Origin of the sequence: Allobranchiibius sp. CTAmp26 (assembly GCF_017565405.1) — a bacterium.
Classification (GTDB): domain Bacteria; phylum Actinomycetota; class Actinomycetes; order Actinomycetales; family Dermatophilaceae; genus Allobranchiibius.
On record NZ_JAGEKR010000017.1, the window covers coordinates 97,133 to 114,571 of the forward strand.

A 17,439-nucleotide genomic window follows, 5' to 3' on the forward strand; every position below is an offset into this window, starting at 1 on the left:
GGTCACGCCGGGGCGTGTCGGTCCAGGAAGCGATAGACCTCGGTGTCGTCGACCCCAGGAAACACACCCGGCGGCATCGCCGCGAGCAGGTGGGAGTGCGCTCGCGCGCTCGGCCACGCGTTGCCGCTCCACCGGTCCGCGAGGTCGGCGGGCGGCAGGTTGCAGCAGGTGGGGTCCGGGCAGCGCGACGTGGCCCGGTGGGTCGTCTCGCGCCCGCGCATCCACTTCACGTCCTGGTAGCGCACGCCGACGTTGACCGAGAAAGCCCCCGCCGGCGTCCGATCGATGGCCGCGGTGCACCAGTAGGTGCCGGACCGAGTGTCGGTGTAGGCGCAGAACGCCTGCGACAGGTCGGGCTGCTCGAACACCCGGCGCGCGGTCCACGCCCGGCAGACCCGCTGGCCCTCGATCGCGCCCGTGGCATCGCTGGGGAAGATCACCCCGTCGTTCTCGTAGGCCTTGTAGATGACGCCGTCCTGCCCGATCCGCATGAAATGCACCGGGATTCCGAGGTGGCGGGTGGCGAGGTTGGTGAAGCGGTGGGCCGCGGTCTCGTACGAGACCGCGAACGCGTCGCGCAGATCCTCGATCGCGATGTCCTTGGCATCCATGGCCTGGCGCAGCAGTTGGACCGCACCCTCCTGGGGCATGAGCACGGACGCCGCGAAGTAGTTGATCTCCACCCGCTGGGTGAGGAACTCCGCATAATCGACCGGCACGTCGTGGCCGAGTACCAGGTGACCCAATGCCTGCAGCGCGAGGGAGCGCGAATCGTGCTGTCCGGCCTCGGGTTGGGGCAGATAGATGCGCTTGTGCTGCAGGTCGGTCACCGTGCGGGTGGAGCCGGGCAGGTCACCGGTGTGCACCAGGGAGAAGCCCAGGTGGGCGGCCATCCGGTCCACGGAGACCCGGCCCACCGGCCCACCGGTGTAATTGATGGCGCTCAGCAGCTGCGCCGCCTCGTCCTCGATCTCGCCGAAGTAGTTGTCGGCCGCGCGCATCCGCTCCCGCAGTCCGAGGTTGGCGCGGCGCGCGTGCTCGGGGGTGGCCGCGCGCTCCGCCGACGAGGCGGCGATCGCCTCGTGCAGACCCACCAGGGCTTCCAGCGCCTCGGTCGGCAGCCGCGGACCGATCTTCACCCGCGGCAACCCGAGCGCGTCGTACCCCTCACCGCGCTGGGCGCGTTCGAGGCGGATCTCCAAGGCGGCACGCCGGGAGGGTGGGGCCGTCGTCAACAACTCCGACAGCTGGGTGCCCAGTGCCTGCGCGAGCGCGTTGAGCACAGACAGCCGGGGCTCGCGCTTGCCGTTCTCGATGAGCGACAACGCCGACGCCGACATCCCGATCTCCGCGGCGACGTCGCCGAGGGTGCGCCCGCTCTCCTGGCGCACGTGCCGCAGCCGCCGTCCGACGGTGAGCGGATCGGGGACGTCGGTAGCCCCGACCGCGGCACTCGGTGCGGGGTGCGGTGAGGTCAACCGACCCGCAGGAGCATCCGCGACGCCGTCGACGTCGGGCGGGATGGCACCGGTGGTGGTCATCTGAACAGACTTGCGTTTCTTGACGCCCGCGCGGGGGGCGTTCCGGTGGTCAAGACCTGGCATTGCCGCACCATAGCGCAATTTGTCAGGATTTTGACATGAAATTTCTTCGTACTTGCCGGTTTAATCCCCCAGGATCGACACCAACGCCGTACCCGATGCGGCCCCCTGAGCACCCCGAAAGGACTGCCCGGAGCCATGACCTCCACCATTCCCGACAATGAGATCAACCAGGCCCCCAGCACCGCCGCCGCCGACCGCAAGGCCGAGGCTGCGACCGCTCTGCAGCAGGAGTGGGACGCCAACCCCCGCTGGACCGGCGTCGCCCGTGACTACACGGCCGCCGACGTCGTGAAGCTGCAGGGCTCGGTGCAGGAGGAGTTCACCCTCGCCCGCCGCGGCTCGGAGCAGCTGTGGGAGAAGCTGCACACCGAGGACTACGTGAACGCGCTCGGCGCGCTCACCGGAAATCAGGCCGTCCAGCAGGTCAAGGCCGGCCTCAAGGCCATCTACCTGTCCGGGTGGCAGGTCGCCGGCGACGCCAACGCGGCCGGCCAGACCTACCCCGACCAGTCGCTCTACCCGGCCAACTCCGTGCCGCAGGTGGTGCGCCGCATCAACAACGCGCTGCTGCGCTCGGACCAGATCGAGTACGCCGAGGGCATCAAGACCGTCGACGAGTGGATCGTGCCCATCGTCGCCGACGCCGAGGCCGGCTTCGGTGGCCCGCTGAACGCTTTCGAGCTGATGAAGTCGATGATCGCCTCCGGCGCCGCCGGTGTGCACTGGGAGGACCAGCTGGCCTCGGAGAAGAAGTGCGGCCACCTCGGTGGCAAGGTGCTCATCCCGACCCAGCAGCACGTCCGCACCCTGAACGCCGCGCGCCTCGCCGCCGACGTCAGCAACGTGCCGTCGATCGTGATCGCCCGCACCGACGCCGAGGCCGCGACGCTGCTCACCACCGACGTGGACGAGCGCGACCAGCCGTTCATCACCGGTGAGCGCACCGCCGAGGGCTTCTACAAGGTCACCAACGGCATCGAGCCGTGCATCGCGCGCGGTCTGGCCTACGCCGAGTACGCCGACCTGCTCTGGATGGAGACCGGCACCCCGGACCTGGAGCACGCCAAGAAGTTCGCCGAGGGCATCAAGTCCAAGTTCCCCGACCAGATGCTGGCCTACAACTGCAGCCCGTCGTTCAACTGGAAGAAGCACCTGGACGACGAGACGATCGCCAAGTTCCAGCGTGAGCTCGGCGCGATGGGCTTCAAGTTCCAGTTCATCACCCTGGCCGGCTTCCACGCTCTCAACTACTCGATGTTCGACCTGGCCCACGGCTACGCGCGCGAGCAGATGAAGGCGTACGTCGAGCTGCAGGAGAAGGAGTTCGCCTCCGAGGCCCGCGGCTACACCGCGACCAAGCACCAGCGCGAGGTCGGCACCGGCTACTTCGACGCGGTGTCCACCGCGCTCAACCCCGACAGCTCCACCACGGCGCTGAAGGACAGCACGGAGAACTCCCAGTTCCACTAAGTCACCCCACGAAGTTCTCCCGCTAGACCACTCAGGGCCCCCACGGCCACCTGGCTCCGGCCGTGGGGGCCCTGAGTCTCCCCCTCCATCCCCGAAATCTCAGCATTCGCAGCAGGGAAGGTCAGATCATGCGCGACACCTACGGCTCACCGAAGATCCGCGGCGCTTTCGGCGATCGTTACGACGAGATCCTCACCCAGGACGCCTTGGCGTTCGTCTCCGCGCTCGACGGGGAGTTCGCCGGCCGTCGCGCCGAGCTGCTCGCGCGCCGTCGGGAGCGCGCCCGCGCGATCAACGCCGGTGAGGACCTGGAGTTCCAGGCAGACAGTGCGCCGGTGCGCGCCGACGGTAGCTGGCAGGTCGCAGCACCGGGTCCCGGGCTGGAGGACCGCCGCTGCGAACTGATCGCTCCCGTCTACCGCAACACCGCCATGCACGCGCTGGAGTCCGGGGCCGCCGTCTGGGTCGCCGACCTCGAGGACGCGATGGCGCCGAGCTGGACCAACCTCATCGAGGGCCAGGTCACCTTGTTCGACGCGGCGCGCGGTGAGCTGAGCCTGCGCCGCGAGGACGGCCAGGTGCGCCGCCAGCCCGAGCACACGCCGACCATCGTGCTGCGTCCGCGCGGGTGGCACCTGTGCGAGAAGCACATCAGCATCGACGGCCGTCCCGTCTCCGCGACCCTGGTCGACTTCGGCCTGTACTTCTTCCACAACGCCAAAGCCCTCATCGAGCGCGGCGCCGGCCCGTACTTCTACCTGCCCAAGATCGAGTCGCACGAAGAGGCGCGGCTCTGGAACGACGTGTTCCGCTTCGCCCAGGACACCCTCGACATCCCGCAGGGCACCATCCGGGCCACCGTCCTGATCGAGACCCTCACAGCGGCGTTCGAGATGGACGAGATCCTCTACGAACTGCGCGATCACTGCGCGGGTCTGGCGGACGGCCGCTGGGACTACCTCTTCAGCTACGTGCGCACCTTCGCCCACCGCGGCGCCGAGTTCGTGCTGCCCGACCGCGACCACATCACGATGGCCACGCCGTTCCTGCGCGCGTACGTCGAGTTGCTGGTCTCCACCTGTCACCGGCGTGGTGCGTTCGCCATCGCCGGACCGGCCGCGGTCAACCCGACCCGCCAGGACGAGGACGCGCGGGTGCGCGCGCTCGCCCAGGTGCGTTCGGAGAAGGAGCGCGAGGCAGCCGAGGGCTTCGACGGATCCTGGGTGGCGCACCCCGCGCTGGTCGAGGTCTGCCGGTCGGCGTACGCCGCGGTGCTCGGCACCAAGCACGACCAGCGCGACATCCAGCGACCGAGCCGCACCACCGCGCGCGACCTGGTCTCGCTCGTCGGGATCCAGCAGACGATCAGCCTGCAGGGCGTGCGCACCAACGTCTCGGTGGCGCTGCAGTACCTCGCGTCGTGGATCGGCGGCCGTGGCGCCGTCGCGATCGACAACCTGATGGAGGACGCGGCGACCGTCGAGATGGCGCGAGTGCAGCTGTGGCAGTGGCTGTTCCACAACTCTCAGCTCGCCGAAGGACCGCAGGTGACTCGTGAGCTGCTGGACCGCGTGGTCGAGGAGGAGATCGCGACCCTCACCCGTGGGCAGGACGAGGAGACCGTAGCCCGCTACGACGGTGCCCGCGAGATCCTCGAGCGGGTGGCGCTGCAGGAACACCTGCCGGGCTTCTTCACCAACTACGGGTACGTGCGGTTCCTGACCGAGACGACGCTGCGCATGCAGCCCGGCGTGGACGAGTCGGAGCTGCACCAGTCCGAGCGGGTGCACGCTCCCGCCTGAGCGGTCCTCCCCGCGCCGAGTGGCGTACCTATGTTTCGAGTGGCGCACCTGCTGGTGCGCCACTCGAAACATTTCTATGCCACTCGGCGGGGTGGGGACTACGGGATGACGACGTCGGTCAGGGTGACCGGGTTGTGAGCGGTGTAGTCGAGCTCGCCCGCCTGGGTGGTGCCCGCCGGCGTGATCGTGTCGAGCACCTTCGGCACCGATGCCGGGTCCGCGCTGCACGCCGGCGAGGTGGACGCCGTGGCGCACACCCCGAACGCGTACGGCTGCGGTGTCGCGGCGAACGCGCGCGTCTGGTCGGTCCCGTGGGTGCCGTCCTGGCCGGTCAGTGCGACCGTGAATCCCCAGCCGGCGTCCGGTGTCCCGCCGAGCGCCGTCTTGTCCACCGTGAAGGTGATGTAGCGCGAGACGGAGTTCGCCGAGGTGGTCAGCGCACCCGCCGAGGTGCCGTTCGGCCCGACGAACTTGCTGCCGGAGAAGCCCTGCACCTCGATCAGTCGACTCCACTTGGCCGCGTCGGCGATCTGGTAGTTCATGCCGGGGTACGACGGGTTCGTCACCGCGACGGCTGCCGTGGGGTTGTGCACGTAGACGTCGACCAGCTGGGCCCCGTTGGGTTGCCCGAAGGTGGCGGTCAGGTCACGCGTCTGCACACGGAAGGTGACGGTGGATCCGGTGTCGTAGACCTCGAAACGAGTCAGGTCGAACGCGCCGGGGTGGAAGTCCGAAGCAGTCGGGTAGGCGTAGTTGCCCGGCCCGTTGTCGTCCCCGGTCGGGTCCGTCACGGAGTAGAGCAGGGTGCCGTCGACGACGTCGCTCACCACGCGGCGTACGACCTGGGCCGTGCCGCCGCTCACCGCCGTGCTGCTCACCGCGATGACGTCGGTGCCACCGCGGACGGGGACGGCCACCGAGAACGTGCCCCACGCGCCGACGTGCACGGTGCGGACGATCGTCGCGTTGGAGGCGTCCGCGGCCGACACCGAGATGTCGACGGTCGCACCGGGCGCCGCCCGCCCGCTCACCGTGACGGTCTTGCCCACGGCCGAGCCGTCGGCCGGAGCCGTCACCGTGAGCGGAGTCGTCTGCTGGTGGTGGGTGACGTAGCGGTCGACGGTGATGCTCGGCTGCTCCAGGCTCCTGCCCGCCGCCAGGTCCGCGGTCAGGCGCACCTGCGCACCGGCGCCCCAGGTCAGCGGCGACGCCGACCCGTCGGGTTTGCCGTTCACGAAGCCGATGGACGCGGTCGCGGGGTTGCTGCCGTACGGCGATGCCGCGAGTGACGGGTAGTCCCAGACCTGTTCGGGCACCAGGCCCGGGCCTGAGTTCATCGCGTTGATGGTCGAGAGCAGCTTCAGGGCGCCGGACCGGTCACCGGTGGCGAGCTCCTGCTGGGCGCGTTCGGCGCCGAGCACCGGCCACGGGTGACCCGTGCCGATGTTGCCGTTGGTCCAGGGCGCGCCGGCGACCGTGCAGCTGCTGGAGGACGGGACAGCACAGTCGCCGTACCCGTCGCCGTTGTACCGCAGCCATCCCGGACCGGACGCGGTGTCCTTGCGCAGCACCTTGTCCGCGACGGTGAGGCTGTTCGCGACGGTGGCGTCGTTCGCCGGGAGCATGCCGAGCCGGACGTACTCCAGGAAGCCCAGGTCCATCACGCTGCGCTGGTCCAGGGTCGGGCCGCCGTTGCCCACGTTGTAGCTGATGGCGGCGTTCGGGTCACCCGTCTTGGACAGTCGGATGAAGTACGGCGACGACGAGAGTGCCCCCGTCGTGGTCACGCCCCACTTCTTGATGCTGCGCTGCCAGGAGTCGGCGGTCGCGAGCCAGATCCGGGCACGGGTCGCGTCTCCCTGGGTGCGGGCGATGGACGCCGCGGCGACCAGGCCCGCGATCTCGGCGGCGATGGTCGAGGGCGAGTAACCGGTCTGCTCCTCCCACCGCTCGACGCCGTAGCTCGGGCCGTTGGCCACCAGGTAGTCGGCCTCGGCGCGCACATGCGGGTAGAGCGTCTTGTCCCCCGCGAGGCCGGACTGCCACGCCATCAGCAGCGGGTAGGCGGTCTCGTCCGGCTGGGTGTTGAACGAGTCGGGCGCCTTCACTCCGTTGAGCAGCGAGTTGCGCGGTTGCGACCCGTCGGGCAGCTGGCTCTTGGTGAGCAGGAAGCGCGCGGTGTCCTGCGCAGTGGCACGGTCGCCGTCGACGAGCAGCGCTGTGAACGCCTCGTAGAGGTCGCGCGGGAAGACTTCCCAGTAGCTGGTGGTGAACAGGTTGTTCGGGTCGTTGGCGGGAGTCGACTGCCCCCACGGCTTGTCGATGCCGGCCACGATCGCGCCCGGGAAGGTCTTGTCCTCGGACGCCTTCACCACGTTGGCCGACTGGTAGTAGTCGCGCACGGCAGTCGGATTGCTGTGCCACCCGCCGCGCAACCGGTCCACCCTGCGCAGGCCGCGGTCGTACGCCGTCCAGCCCGCCGTGTAGCTCGCGGCGGTGCTCGCGAACGACGTGTGCGCGGACGTCGACGCGGTGGACACCGCGGACGCCTGGGTGGTGCCGAAGCCGAGCGCCAGGGTGAACGACCCGTGCGCGTCGGGAGCGACCTGGGCGGTCTGCTCGACGTTGCCGTCGGCTGCCGAGGCGTAGGTCGGGCTGAGCGTGTGGGTGGCGTCCAGCTGGGTCAGCCCGTCGCTCCCCGCGCCGACGAAACCGCTGCTCACCTGGGTGAACGCCCGGTCGCCCGTCAGGGCGAGGAAGGACGGCACGGCGTAGGACCGGCCGGTCGCCTGGCTCGTCGTGCTGGTGTCGTAGCTGACCGGCACCGGGTGCCCGCTGGAGGTGTCGGTCACCGCGGTGTCCGCGCCGGCGTTGGAGGCGCCGCCACCGCCGTTGCCGCCGGCGTTCGCATCGAGCCGGACGTAGATCTTGTAGGCCGCGGCAGCCGCGGTGAGCGGCTGGTACTGGGTGTGTGTCACGACCGAATCGCGTGCGGGGTCAGTGACATACGTCGTCACCAGCCGATACTTGCCGCTCTTCGCCGTCGAGGTGACGGTGCATGCCATCCCGCTCGCGTCGGAGCGCACGGTGTAGGTGGTGTCACGGGTCTGCAGGTCCGTGAAGGAGCTCCCGTCGCTCACGATGTACTGCATCGTCTTCACATTGGTGGCGTCGACGGTGGGCGCGAAGACGTCGGACAGCACGCCGTTCGCGACGGTGTACCAGACCTTCGAGGTCCGGTTGCGGGCCGTGCCCACGCAGTCCTTGCGGGACTGGGCCTGGTAGCTCGCGGCGCCCGGACCGTCGGATGCCGCGCCCGGGGTCGCGGCACGTGCCGGCGCACCGACGTAGGCGGTGCCGAACGCAAGGGCGGCCGAGGTGAGTCCGACGGCAGCGCGGCGGACGATCCGGGACCGGGAGGGCGGCGAGGACAAAGAGGACATGGCTGGCTCCATGTGGTTCGTGGTGTGATCTGGATCACGTACGACGCCCAAGGTAGACCCTGACGGCGACAGCGCGCGGCAAGACGCGTCAGGCGAAAGCGGCGCGCACGCGCAGGGCCAGCCGGATCACGTCGCCCGGCTGAAGAGGCGCTGACGCGTCGACCGGGGCCGGAGCGTCGGTCCCGTCGTCGTCGAACCGTCCGTCATCGCTCATCCGGGGCACGATCGCCGGGTCGAACCCGGCGCGCTCCAGCCCTTCGTGCACGGACGCCGCGGCCTCGGGCGACCAGGCGCCCTCGACGACGCCGCCGACCGGCGACGCGGCAAGCAGCCCCCAGATGGCCTCGTCCGGCACCAAGCCGCGCGGGAAGAGCGGCAGGCCGAGCTCGGCGGCGACGGCGGCCGCCAGCCTCGCGGGCTCCGCTGGACCGGCCCCGCGAATCCCGTCGACCAGCAACGCCATCCGGGCGGGACGATGCGCGGCGTACGGCGTCGCCGGCCACTCTCCCCGGTGCACGGCGTACGCGTCGTGGTCGCGCCACTGCGCGGGTTCGTCGCCGGACTCCAGCAGCAGCATGGAGCGGACGTGCCCCTCGCGTCGGAAGCCGAGCGACCGAAGCACCCCGGCCGAGCGGGTGTTGCCGGGGCGCACGTTGGCCTCGACACGGTGCAGGTTCATCCCCCGGCCCTCACCGGCGAAGGCCAGATCCACCACCAGGCGCAGCCCCTCGGCGAACAGGCCGCGCCCGGCGTACGGGTCGTAGGCGTCGTACCCCATGGTGCCGTTCTGGAACCGACCGCGAACGACGTTGCTGACGTTAACCTTTCCGACGATGTCGTGCTCGTCCGTCGGTTCGGTCGCATGGATCAGGAAGGTGCGGTGCTCGGTGCTCTGGCGTCCGAGGTGCCACTCCAGGTCGACGGCGGAGACCGGGTTCCACGCCCCGATGCGGTCCCACGATCCGCGCACGGCGCGCTGGTAACCGGCGAGGTCGTCGTGCACGACGGTGCGGACCCAGACCCGGTCGCCCCGTGCGAGCAGGGAACGCGGTGGGCGGGCTCGATTCACAGCACCGCTCTTCCCCGCAGAACGACCTTCTCGGGCGTACCGAGCACTCGTACGTCGGATCGCGGATCGTCCTGATAGACCACGAAGTCCGCGCTCTCGCCCTCTTCGAGACCAGGACGGCCGAGCCACGCGCGCGCACCCCACGTGGCGGCGTTCAGGGCCTCCAGCGGGGTCATCCCCACCTGGACGAGCTCGGCCACCTCGCGCGCCACCAGTCCGTGCGGCAGCTGCCCTCCGGCGTCGGTGCCCACGTAGATGGAGATACCCGCCTCGTGCGCCGCCGCGATCGTGGCGTGCCGACGCGCGTAGAGGTCGCGCATGTGGGTGCCGTACGCCGGGAACTTGGCCTCTCCGGCCTCGGCGAACTTCGGGAAGTTCTCGATGTTGATGAGGGTGGGCACGATCGCGATGCCCTGCCTGGCGAACAGGTCGATGCTGTCCTGCTGCAACCCGGACGCGTGCTCGATGCAGTCGGTCCCGGCCGCCGCGAAGTCGAGCAGGGACTCCTCGCCGAAGCAGTGCGCGGTCACCCGCGCGCCCTCCTCATGGGCAGCGGCGATGGCGGCGGCGAGCGCCTCGCGTGGCCAACACGGTGCGAGGTCACCACGATCCCGGTCGATCCAGTCGCCGACGAGCTTTACCCATCCGTCGCCACGGCGAGCTTCCTGACGCACGTAGGCGACCAGGTCCTCCGGCTCGATCTCGTGCGCGAAGTTGCGGATGTATCGCTTGGTGCGGGCGATGTGCCGACCCGCCCGGATGATCCGCGGCAGATCCTCGCGCTCGTCCATCCAGTGCGTGTCGACCGGGGATCCCGCGTCGCGCAACAGCAGCGCCCCCGCCGTACGCTCCGCGACCGCGTGCTCCTCGGCCCGCTCGGGATCCACCCCGCCCTGCGCCTCCAGCCCGACGTGACAGTGCGCGTCGACCAGGCCGGGCAGCACGAATCCGTCCACGCTCTGCACATCGTCGGAACGAGTCGGGCGGGTGAAGGTGACCGTGCCGTCGACGACCCACATCTCCTCCCGCACTTCGTGCGGGCCGGTGAGCACGGCGCCACGGACGTGCAGGATCGGGGCGGTCTGCGTCATGGACCCGACCCTAGTTCGCCGGCGCGTCGTGTCCCACGACCACCGCGACCGCTATCGGCCGTGACGCACGCCACGAGCCGGTCCGGCGCGCCCGGCCTTACGAGAGCCGTTGTCCCCCTAAGCTTCCCGAGCATGGGAGACGTCTACGTTCGGCGCCGACTCGTGGTGGGGGGTGGAGCGGCTGCGCTGGCGGGACTGGTCACGTGGCATCCCTTCAAACACGGTGGCGACCTGAACGCCGCTGCGCCCGGTTCGAGGAGCACGCAGCCGATGTCCTCCCGCAGCGGCGGACGGGTCGACGCGAGCATCCTCGCCCGCGCGATGGATGCCGCCCTCGGGACCCGCGCCGCCGACGTCAGCGCAGCCGCCTACGACCGGAGTACCGGCGCGACCTTCAGCTACCACCCGACGCTCACCAACATCTGCGCAAGCATCGTGAAGGTGCTGATCCTCGCCAGCGTCGCGCACACCCGACGCGTCGCGGGAGGGTCGTTGACCGCGACTGATCGCGATCTGGCCGAGGACATGATCACCGAGAGCGACAACAACGCGGCGACCGAGCTCTACCGCCGCGGCGGAGGCGCGCCGGCGGCGCAACGGGTCGCGAACGCTTTGGGAATGAAGAACACTCGCCCGAACGTCCGGTGGGGCCTCACGACCACCACAGCGACCGACCAGGTGCTGCTGGTCCGGGCACTGGCCTACGGGCACCCGTTCCTGCAGGCGGCGGACCGGGCATACATCTTCGACCTGATGGGACGGGTCGACCCCGGCCAGAGTTTCGGGATCGGCACCCTTCCCCAGGGCGTGAAGGGTGTGAAGGTGCAGGTCAAGAACGGCTGGCTGCCCTACAACCCCGGCCTGTGGCACGACAACTCGATCGGCCACGTGCAGGGCCCCGGCCGCGACTACGCCGCGGCGATCCTCTCGACCCGCAACGCCAGTGACGCAGCGGGCCGAGCGTTGATCACGAAGGCCGCTGCGGTGCTCTACACCCACCTCGGCCACTGAGCTGTCCGTTCAGCAGGTCGGTACGCCGGGGATCCGGGCGTCGTTCGCGCCACCGCTCACGTGGGTGGCGTTGACCCACACGTTCGCGTTGCCCGAGTCGTCGTCGGTCTTCAGCCACCAGCCGTTGCGGTAACCGTCGTAATGCACCTCGGAGCCCTTCGCCTGGCAGAAGAAGTAGTTACGACCGGTGTGCAGCACACCGACCTTCCTCCCTCCCGACGGCTTCGTGTACGACGACGCCTGCGCCCACACGTTCTTGTAGACCTTCGTCGGGCGGTGCTTCTTCGGCGGCGCCGGCGGCGTGGACGGGGGCGGGGTCCTGCCGCTCCAGATCGCGTCGACCAGCACCTTGGCCGGAGAACTCTCGCCGGTGTACGCCGAGGGGTACGCCGAGATCTGCACCCGTTGCGCCACCTTCGCGGCGTCGGTGTGTCTCCAACCGCCGTGCGGGTAGTCCGCCAGCATGTGCCGCAGGAAGGTGCGCGTGGCGTGCTCCGGCGTGCGGCACTGCGCCACGCTCCCCCAGCCCTGCGACGGTCGCTGCTGGAAGAGTCCGACACTGTCGTCGGCGCCGCCCTTGTGGTTGTGCAGCGTGCTCTCGGCGATCGCGGTCATCAGTGCGATGTACGCCGCTCGCCGGGGCAGCCCGATCGACTTCGTGCCCGCGACGATGGCCCGGGCGCAGGCGATCTGCTGGGCGTCGACCGAGTCGCCGAGGCGCGCGCCGTGGAAGTGGCCCGACACCTTCCGTGCGAGGTCCGCGTCGCCCGCGTGCCGCGTGCAGATCTGGGCGCTCGCTGAGGCCGCTGCGGGGTGGTGGCCGACAGCGACCGCACCCGTCGCCATCCCGGTCACCGCAACGCCGGACACGCCCAACGCCACCACCGACCGTGTCACCATTCTGGAATTCTTCATGATCATCTTCCCTTTCGGAAATGCATGAGGGTTCGAAGGGCTCAGCAGGTGCGGACGCCGGGGATCCGGGCGTCGTTCGCACCACCGCTCACGTGTGTGGCATTGATCCAGACATTCGCGTTGCCCGAGTCGTCGTCGGTCTTCAGCCACCAGTTGTTGCGGTAGCCGTCGAAATGCACTTCGGAGCCCTTGGCCTGGCAGAAGAAGTAATTGCGACCGGTGTGCAGCACACCGACCTTCCGGCCATCGGATGCCCGGGTGTAGGACGGCGCCTGCGCCCAGACGTTCTTGTAGACCTTCTTCGGGTGGTGCTTCGCCGGCGGCGTCGGAGTGGACGGCGGCGTGCTGCCCGTGCCGGCGTACCGGTAGATGCCGGTGACGGGCTCGCTCTCGGTGGACAGCCGCTGGGTCGTCAGACCGGCCACGTCGCCCTCGGCCTGCACGACCTTGCCAGCCCCGATGTAGATCACGGTGTGGCCGGGGTACACCACGACGTCACCGGGCTGCGTGGCGCGGGAGATCTTCTTCCATCCGTGCTGCCGCAACGCTTTTCCCTCCACACCGGTGTACGCGCCCGCACCGATGTCACGGCCGGTGCCCTGGTAGACGGCCCACCGCACAAGTCCGGAGCAGTCGAATCCGACCTTGTGGGTGTCGTCGTAGTACTCGCCACCCTCGTTGTAGACCGAGCCGGTGGACTTGCCCGGCTTCGTGTGGTGACCGCCGTTCCACGAGTACTTCGTGCCCTTCTTCAGCTCGGCGCACGCCGTGTCGACGATGGCGGTCTGGATCTTGTCGGCCGATCCGTAGACGTGGCAGACGGAGCCGTTACGGGTCGAGGCATGGGCGGCTCCGGAGCCGAATGCCACGACTCCGCCGACCGCGATGCCGCTGCTCAGCGCGAGCGCGGTGGTGCCGTGAATCATCTTCTTGGTGACGGTGCTCATTGCTCTTCCTTTTCAAGAACGAGGGCGGCTCTTCCGTCCTTCGATGTCGCCCCGGCATTCCGCTCGGATTCGCTGCGCGCAATCACGCGACGGAAATGTGTGGAGCAATGCTCTGACGGGACCGGGGGGCGAGGAGTTCCCTATCGAGCGAAGAAATCGAATAAGTCACGCTGCGCGCAGCCGAGCGGCGTGCGGGCGTGCGGCATCACGTGCTGTTGTCCATCGTGACCATCGACGCCGTACCTGACAACGGGTACTACCTGGGGAAGGTCGCTCAGGGGCAGCACGGGGAGTCGACCGCCTTCGCGGCGCGCTGGCCGACGAGGCGACCTTCCGCGGATCACTCGGCACCGCCGACGCGCGGCCCACACCGACGGGTCAACTGGATGCGGATCGAGGGCGGCCGCATCGCGAAGATCCGCGTCACATTCGACCCGCGCCCGATCCTCGCAGGCGCTGAGGGCGACAGCTGACGCGAATCGGGAGGCTGCTCAGTCCTTCTGGCCGAGGAACTTCTCGAAGCCCTTCGGCAGCTTCACGTCCTCGGCGGGCTCCTCGGCTCCCGCGCCGAACGCGTTGCCGAAGGACCGCTCGCGGGCGTCCGAAGCCTTGGCCAGTGCGGCCTGCTCCTGCTGCGCACGCTTGGCCGGGTTGCCGCTCTTGCCCTTCTTCTTGACCTGCTGCTTGCCGCGCTTCGCCCCGCCGCCGCCCGGCATCCCGCCCATGCCGGGCATCCCCGGCATACCCCCGCCGCGGCGCATCTGGCGCATCATCTTCTGCGCCTGCGTGAAGCGCTCCAGCAATTGGTTGACCTCGGACACCGTCGTGCCGGAACCGCCGGCGATCCGGGACCGACGCGAGCCGTTGATCGCCTTGGGGTGGGTGCGCTCGAACTTGGTCATCGACTGCACCATCGCCTCGACGCGGACGAACTCCCGCTCGTCGAGGCTGTTCAACTGGTCGCGCATGCCCGACATGCCGGGCATCATCCCCATGAGCGCCTTGATGTTGCCCATCTTCTTGATGGCGTTCATCTGCTCGAGGAAGTCTTCGAAGGTGAAGTCCTCCTCGTCCATGAACTTGCGGGCCATCTCGGCGGACTGCCGCTGGTCGAACGCGCGCTCGGCCTGCTCGATGAGGGTGAGGACGTCGCCCATGTCGAGGATGCGCGAGGCCATCCGGTCGGGGTGGAAGACCTCGATGTCCTTCACACCCTCGCCCGTGGAGGAGTACATGATCGGGCGACCGGTGACCGAGGCCACCGACAGCGCCGCGCCACCGCGGGCGTCGCCGTCGAGCTTGGACAGCACGACACCGGTGAAGTCGACGCCCTGCTGGAACGCCAGCGCCGTCTCGATCGCGGCCTGACCGATCATCGCGTCGATGACGAAGAGGACCTCGTCGGGCTGGATCGCCTCGCGGATGTCGGCCGCCTGCTTCATCAACGCCTCGTCGACCGCGAGGCGGCCGGCGGTGTCGACGATGACCACGTCGTACTGACGCACCCTCGCCTGCCCGACTCCGGCCTGCGCGACCCACACCGGGTCGCCGTACGACGCCGTGCCCTCGGCGCCCTGGGCGGCCCCGCCCTCGTTGCCGCGTTCGGGTGCGAAGCAGGGCACCCCGGCTCGTTCCGCCACGACCTCGAGCTGGGTGACGGCGTTGGGGCGCTGCAGGTCGGCCGCGACGAGCACCGGGAAGTGGCCCTCGTCGCGCAGCCGGCGCGCGAGCTTGCCCGCGAACGTCGTCTTACCGGAGCCCTGCAGTCCGGCGAGCATGATCACGGTCGGCGGTCGCTTCGCGAGCGTCAACGGGCGGGTCTGACCGCCGAGGATCTCCACGAGTTCCTCGTTGACGATCTTCACGACCTGCTGGCCGGGGTTCAGCGCCCTGCTGACCTCGGCGCCGAGCGCACGCTCGCGCACCCGCGAGGTGAAGTGGCGCACCACCGTCGTCGCGACGTCCGCATCGAGCAGCGCCATCCGGATGTCCCGGATCGTCGCGTTGATGTCGGATTCGCTGAGCCGCCCCTTGCCCTTGATGTTCTTGAAGGTGGCCGTCAACCGGTCCGAGAGAGTGTTGAACACGCCCTACAGTTTATGGGCCGCTCGGGGTGCGCCCGGCATCACCCGCGTCAGTACGTCGTGCCGTTCGAATAGAAGGTGACGTCGCTCGGTCCCTGGAAGGTCGGGGTGACCGGTGCACCGACCCCGTCGACCACGTGGTCGATCGTCCCGGCCTTGTTGAGCGAGATGGTGACCATGTCGTGCATCGCCACCCCGGCCGTGTTCGGCACCTCGAAACCGTTCGCCGCGTGCAGCGACGGGTTCACGTTGGTGTAGATGTAACTGCCCAGACCGTAGGCCGCGTGGGTGCGTACCGAGTTCGCGACCTTGTAGCCCGGGTAGCCGGGCTCGCCGTTCTGGCTCCACGCGGCCTGGTTCGGCGCGTCGTAGGGGAGCTCGTTCTGGAAGAAGATGGTTTCGCCGCGTTCGCCGTTCCAGAGGACGTTGTACTTCTGGTAGTGCTCGGCGAACAGTCCGGTGGCGGTGACATCGTCGCCGTTCACGACCACGCCGTTGTCGGCGGTGTTCACCGTCCAGCCCACGTCACCCGGGTTCTGGCCGTGGTCCGCGCGCCAGGACCAGATGTCGTCGAGGATCGTGTGATCGCTGTTGACGACGAGGCCGTCGACGACCCGCCCCACGTGGGCGCCTCCGACCCTGAAGAAGACGTCCTGCAACGCGGTCGGGTCGGCCGCGCTCGACGCGTGCGGGTTGCCGTGACCGCGACCGGCGTGGTCGGTGCCGACCCGCAGCAACGCGGAAGACCGCTTCGCGCCGGCGTCGAAGATGATGCCGGCGACGTCGATGCCCGGCACGTCGGCCGTCGTCATGCCGATGTTGCCCGCGTCCGGCTCGATGGTCGCCAGGCCGAGACCGAGCACCACGGTATTGGCGCGCTTGACGTCGATCGACCGGGTTGTGTTGTAGACACCCGGCGTGAGCAGCAGGTTCCTGCCCTGCGCCAGTGCCGAGTTGATCTTGCCGATCGAGTCGCTGGGCTTCGCGACGTAGAAACTGCTGAGCGGCAGGGAGCGGCCGGGGGTCTGGCCGCCCTGCCAGGTGGTGCCCTTGGAGTTGCTCTGCGCCGACGGGACGAACACGCGGTACGTGCCGCGCGCGTCGACGTACAGGTACGGCTTCTCCCGGGAGACCGGTGTCGTGTCCAGGGTGGTGTACGGCGCCGCGGCCGTGCCGTCCGGGTTCTTGGTGCCGAAGCTCTGGGGCGGGGCGCCGACGTCGCCGGAGAACACCTGGTTCCAGACGCCGTTGCTCCAGCCGCCCATCGAGCTGTTGCGCACGTAGAACTGCTGCTGGCTGCCGTTGATCGGCGTGGCGGCTCCGAAGGACGTATCGGCCACGAAACCACCGCTGGCGAACGACGGCCCGGTGCAGTAGTCCATGAACGTCGTGTTTCCGGTGATGTCGATCCGGCGCATCGGGGCCGCCTGCGACACCGCCCAGAACTCGGTGTTGGCGTAGCAGCCGTTGGTGCTCCCGTTCCCGCCCGACCCGGTGACCGCGATGTGCAGGTTGGACACCGAGCGCCAGAAGTTGTCGAGGGCGGTGCCGTCGCTCTGGTTGTAGACGTCGACCGACCCGTTGATCGTGACGTCGTCGGGGTTCTGGCCCAGCCCCGCGACCTCGGTGTAGAAGCCGACCTGGAACTTCAGCGGGTCGGCGACGCTGCCGTAGGTGCCCGGCTTGAAGAGCAGCGCGTACCGCTGGGTGCCGAACTGGTTGGTGACCTGCTGGTTGGCGATCGCGTCGACCTTCGCCTGGATCTCCGCAGTCGACATGCTCGGGTCGAAGACGACGACGTTCGGGCCCAGGAGGCTCGCGCTGGCGGGCGGTCCGGCGTGGCCGAAGTGAACGGGCGCGGCAGCCGCGGCACCGACGGCACCGGCGGTCGCGACCGCCGCGGAGGCGGCGATGGCGGCGGCACGCGTCAGGGTGCGTCGCATGGAACGGGAGTGGACGGTGGTCGACGTACGGCCGGCAGCACTGGAAATCACGTTGGTCCC

At 69.4% G+C, this 17,439-nt stretch carries 12 protein-coding genes; 4 read left to right on the top strand and 8 right to left on the bottom strand.

All coding sequences use genetic code 11. The features are described from left to right. Nucleotides 1-2 precede the first annotated feature (2 nt). A complete protein-coding gene (locus tag J4030_RS13450) occupies nt 3-1,541 on the bottom strand; it encodes a helix-turn-helix domain-containing protein (protein ID WP_208049739.1) in 1,539 nt (512 codons plus the stop codon). A gap of 198 nt (nt 1,542-1,739) precedes the next feature. Between J4030_RS13450 and aceA the strand changes: the two genes are divergently transcribed. Beyond that, nucleotides 1,740-3,074 carry an isocitrate lyase gene (aceA, locus tag J4030_RS13455; RefSeq protein WP_208049740.1) on the top strand — a complete coding sequence of 445 codons (1,335 nt, stop codon included), beginning with the start codon at nt 1,740-1,742 and terminating at the stop codon, nt 3,072-3,074. 128 nt (nt 3,075-3,202) lie between these two features. Continuing rightward, nucleotides 3,203-4,876, top strand: a complete 1,674-nt coding sequence (gene aceB, locus J4030_RS13460; RefSeq protein ID WP_208049741.1) for a malate synthase A — start codon at nt 3,203-3,205, stop codon at nt 4,874-4,876. A 98-nt stretch (nt 4,877-4,974) separates the two neighbouring features. Here the strand turns inward: aceB and J4030_RS13465 are convergent, their stop codons facing one another. The 3 genes from J4030_RS13465 to J4030_RS13475 form a co-directional block, all read right to left on the bottom strand. Beyond that, on the bottom strand, nt 4,975-8,319 hold the full coding sequence (locus J4030_RS13465) for a glucodextranase DOMON-like domain-containing protein (RefSeq protein ID WP_208049742.1): 3,345 nt from the start codon (nt 8,317-8,319) through the stop codon (nt 4,975-4,977). Nucleotides 8,320-8,407: 88 nt separating this feature from the next. Further along, nucleotides 8,408-9,388, bottom strand: coding sequence for a GNAT family N-acetyltransferase (locus J4030_RS13470; RefSeq protein ID WP_208049743.1), 981 nt, complete (start codon nt 9,386-9,388; stop codon nt 8,408-8,410). After that, entirely contained in the window at nt 9,385-10,479 is a 1,095-nt protein-coding gene (locus J4030_RS13475) for an amidohydrolase family protein (protein ID WP_208049744.1), read from the bottom strand. The genes J4030_RS13470 and J4030_RS13475 overlap by 4 nt, the downstream gene beginning before the upstream one ends. A 132-nt stretch (nt 10,480-10,611) precedes the next feature. Here J4030_RS13475 and J4030_RS13480 point away from each other — a divergent pair, with 132 nt between their 5' ends. Then, nucleotides 10,612-11,490 carry a serine hydrolase gene (locus J4030_RS13480; RefSeq protein ID WP_208049745.1) on the top strand — a complete coding sequence of 293 codons (879 nt, stop codon included), beginning with the start codon at nt 10,612-10,614 and terminating at the stop codon, nt 11,488-11,490. Nucleotides 11,491-11,499: 9 nt separating this feature from the next. Here the strand turns inward: J4030_RS13480 and J4030_RS13485 are convergent, their stop codons facing one another. Both J4030_RS13485 and J4030_RS13490 read right to left on the bottom strand, forming a co-directional pair. Next, nucleotides 11,500-12,405, bottom strand: coding sequence for a hypothetical protein (locus J4030_RS13485; protein ID WP_208049746.1), 906 nt, complete (start codon nt 12,403-12,405; stop codon nt 11,500-11,502). Between the two features lie 41 nt (nt 12,406-12,446). Further along, entirely contained in the window at nt 12,447-13,352 is a 906-nt protein-coding gene (locus J4030_RS13490) for an NlpC/P60 family protein (protein ID WP_208049747.1), read from the bottom strand. A gap of 197 nt (nt 13,353-13,549) precedes the next feature. Here J4030_RS13490 and J4030_RS13495 point away from each other — a divergent pair, with 197 nt between their 5' ends. Further along, nucleotides 13,550-13,825, top strand: coding sequence for a hypothetical protein (locus tag J4030_RS13495; RefSeq protein ID WP_208049748.1), 276 nt, complete (start codon nt 13,550-13,552; stop codon nt 13,823-13,825). 18 nt (nt 13,826-13,843) lie between these two features. Here J4030_RS13495 and ffh read toward each other — a convergent pair whose 3' ends face one another. Both ffh and J4030_RS13505 read right to left on the bottom strand, forming a co-directional pair. Continuing rightward, complete coding sequence (gene ffh, locus J4030_RS13500) at nt 13,844-15,439, bottom strand: signal recognition particle protein (RefSeq protein ID WP_208049749.1); 1,596 nt, start codon at nt 15,437-15,439, stop codon at nt 13,844-13,846. A gap of 47 nt (nt 15,440-15,486) precedes the next feature. Continuing rightward, the gene (locus J4030_RS13505; protein WP_208049750.1) at nt 15,487-17,379 is read right to left on the bottom strand and encodes an adenylyl cyclase; all 1,893 of its coding nucleotides are present in this window, start codon (nt 17,377-17,379) and stop codon (nt 15,487-15,489) included. Between the last annotated feature and the right edge of the window lie 60 nt (nt 17,380-17,439).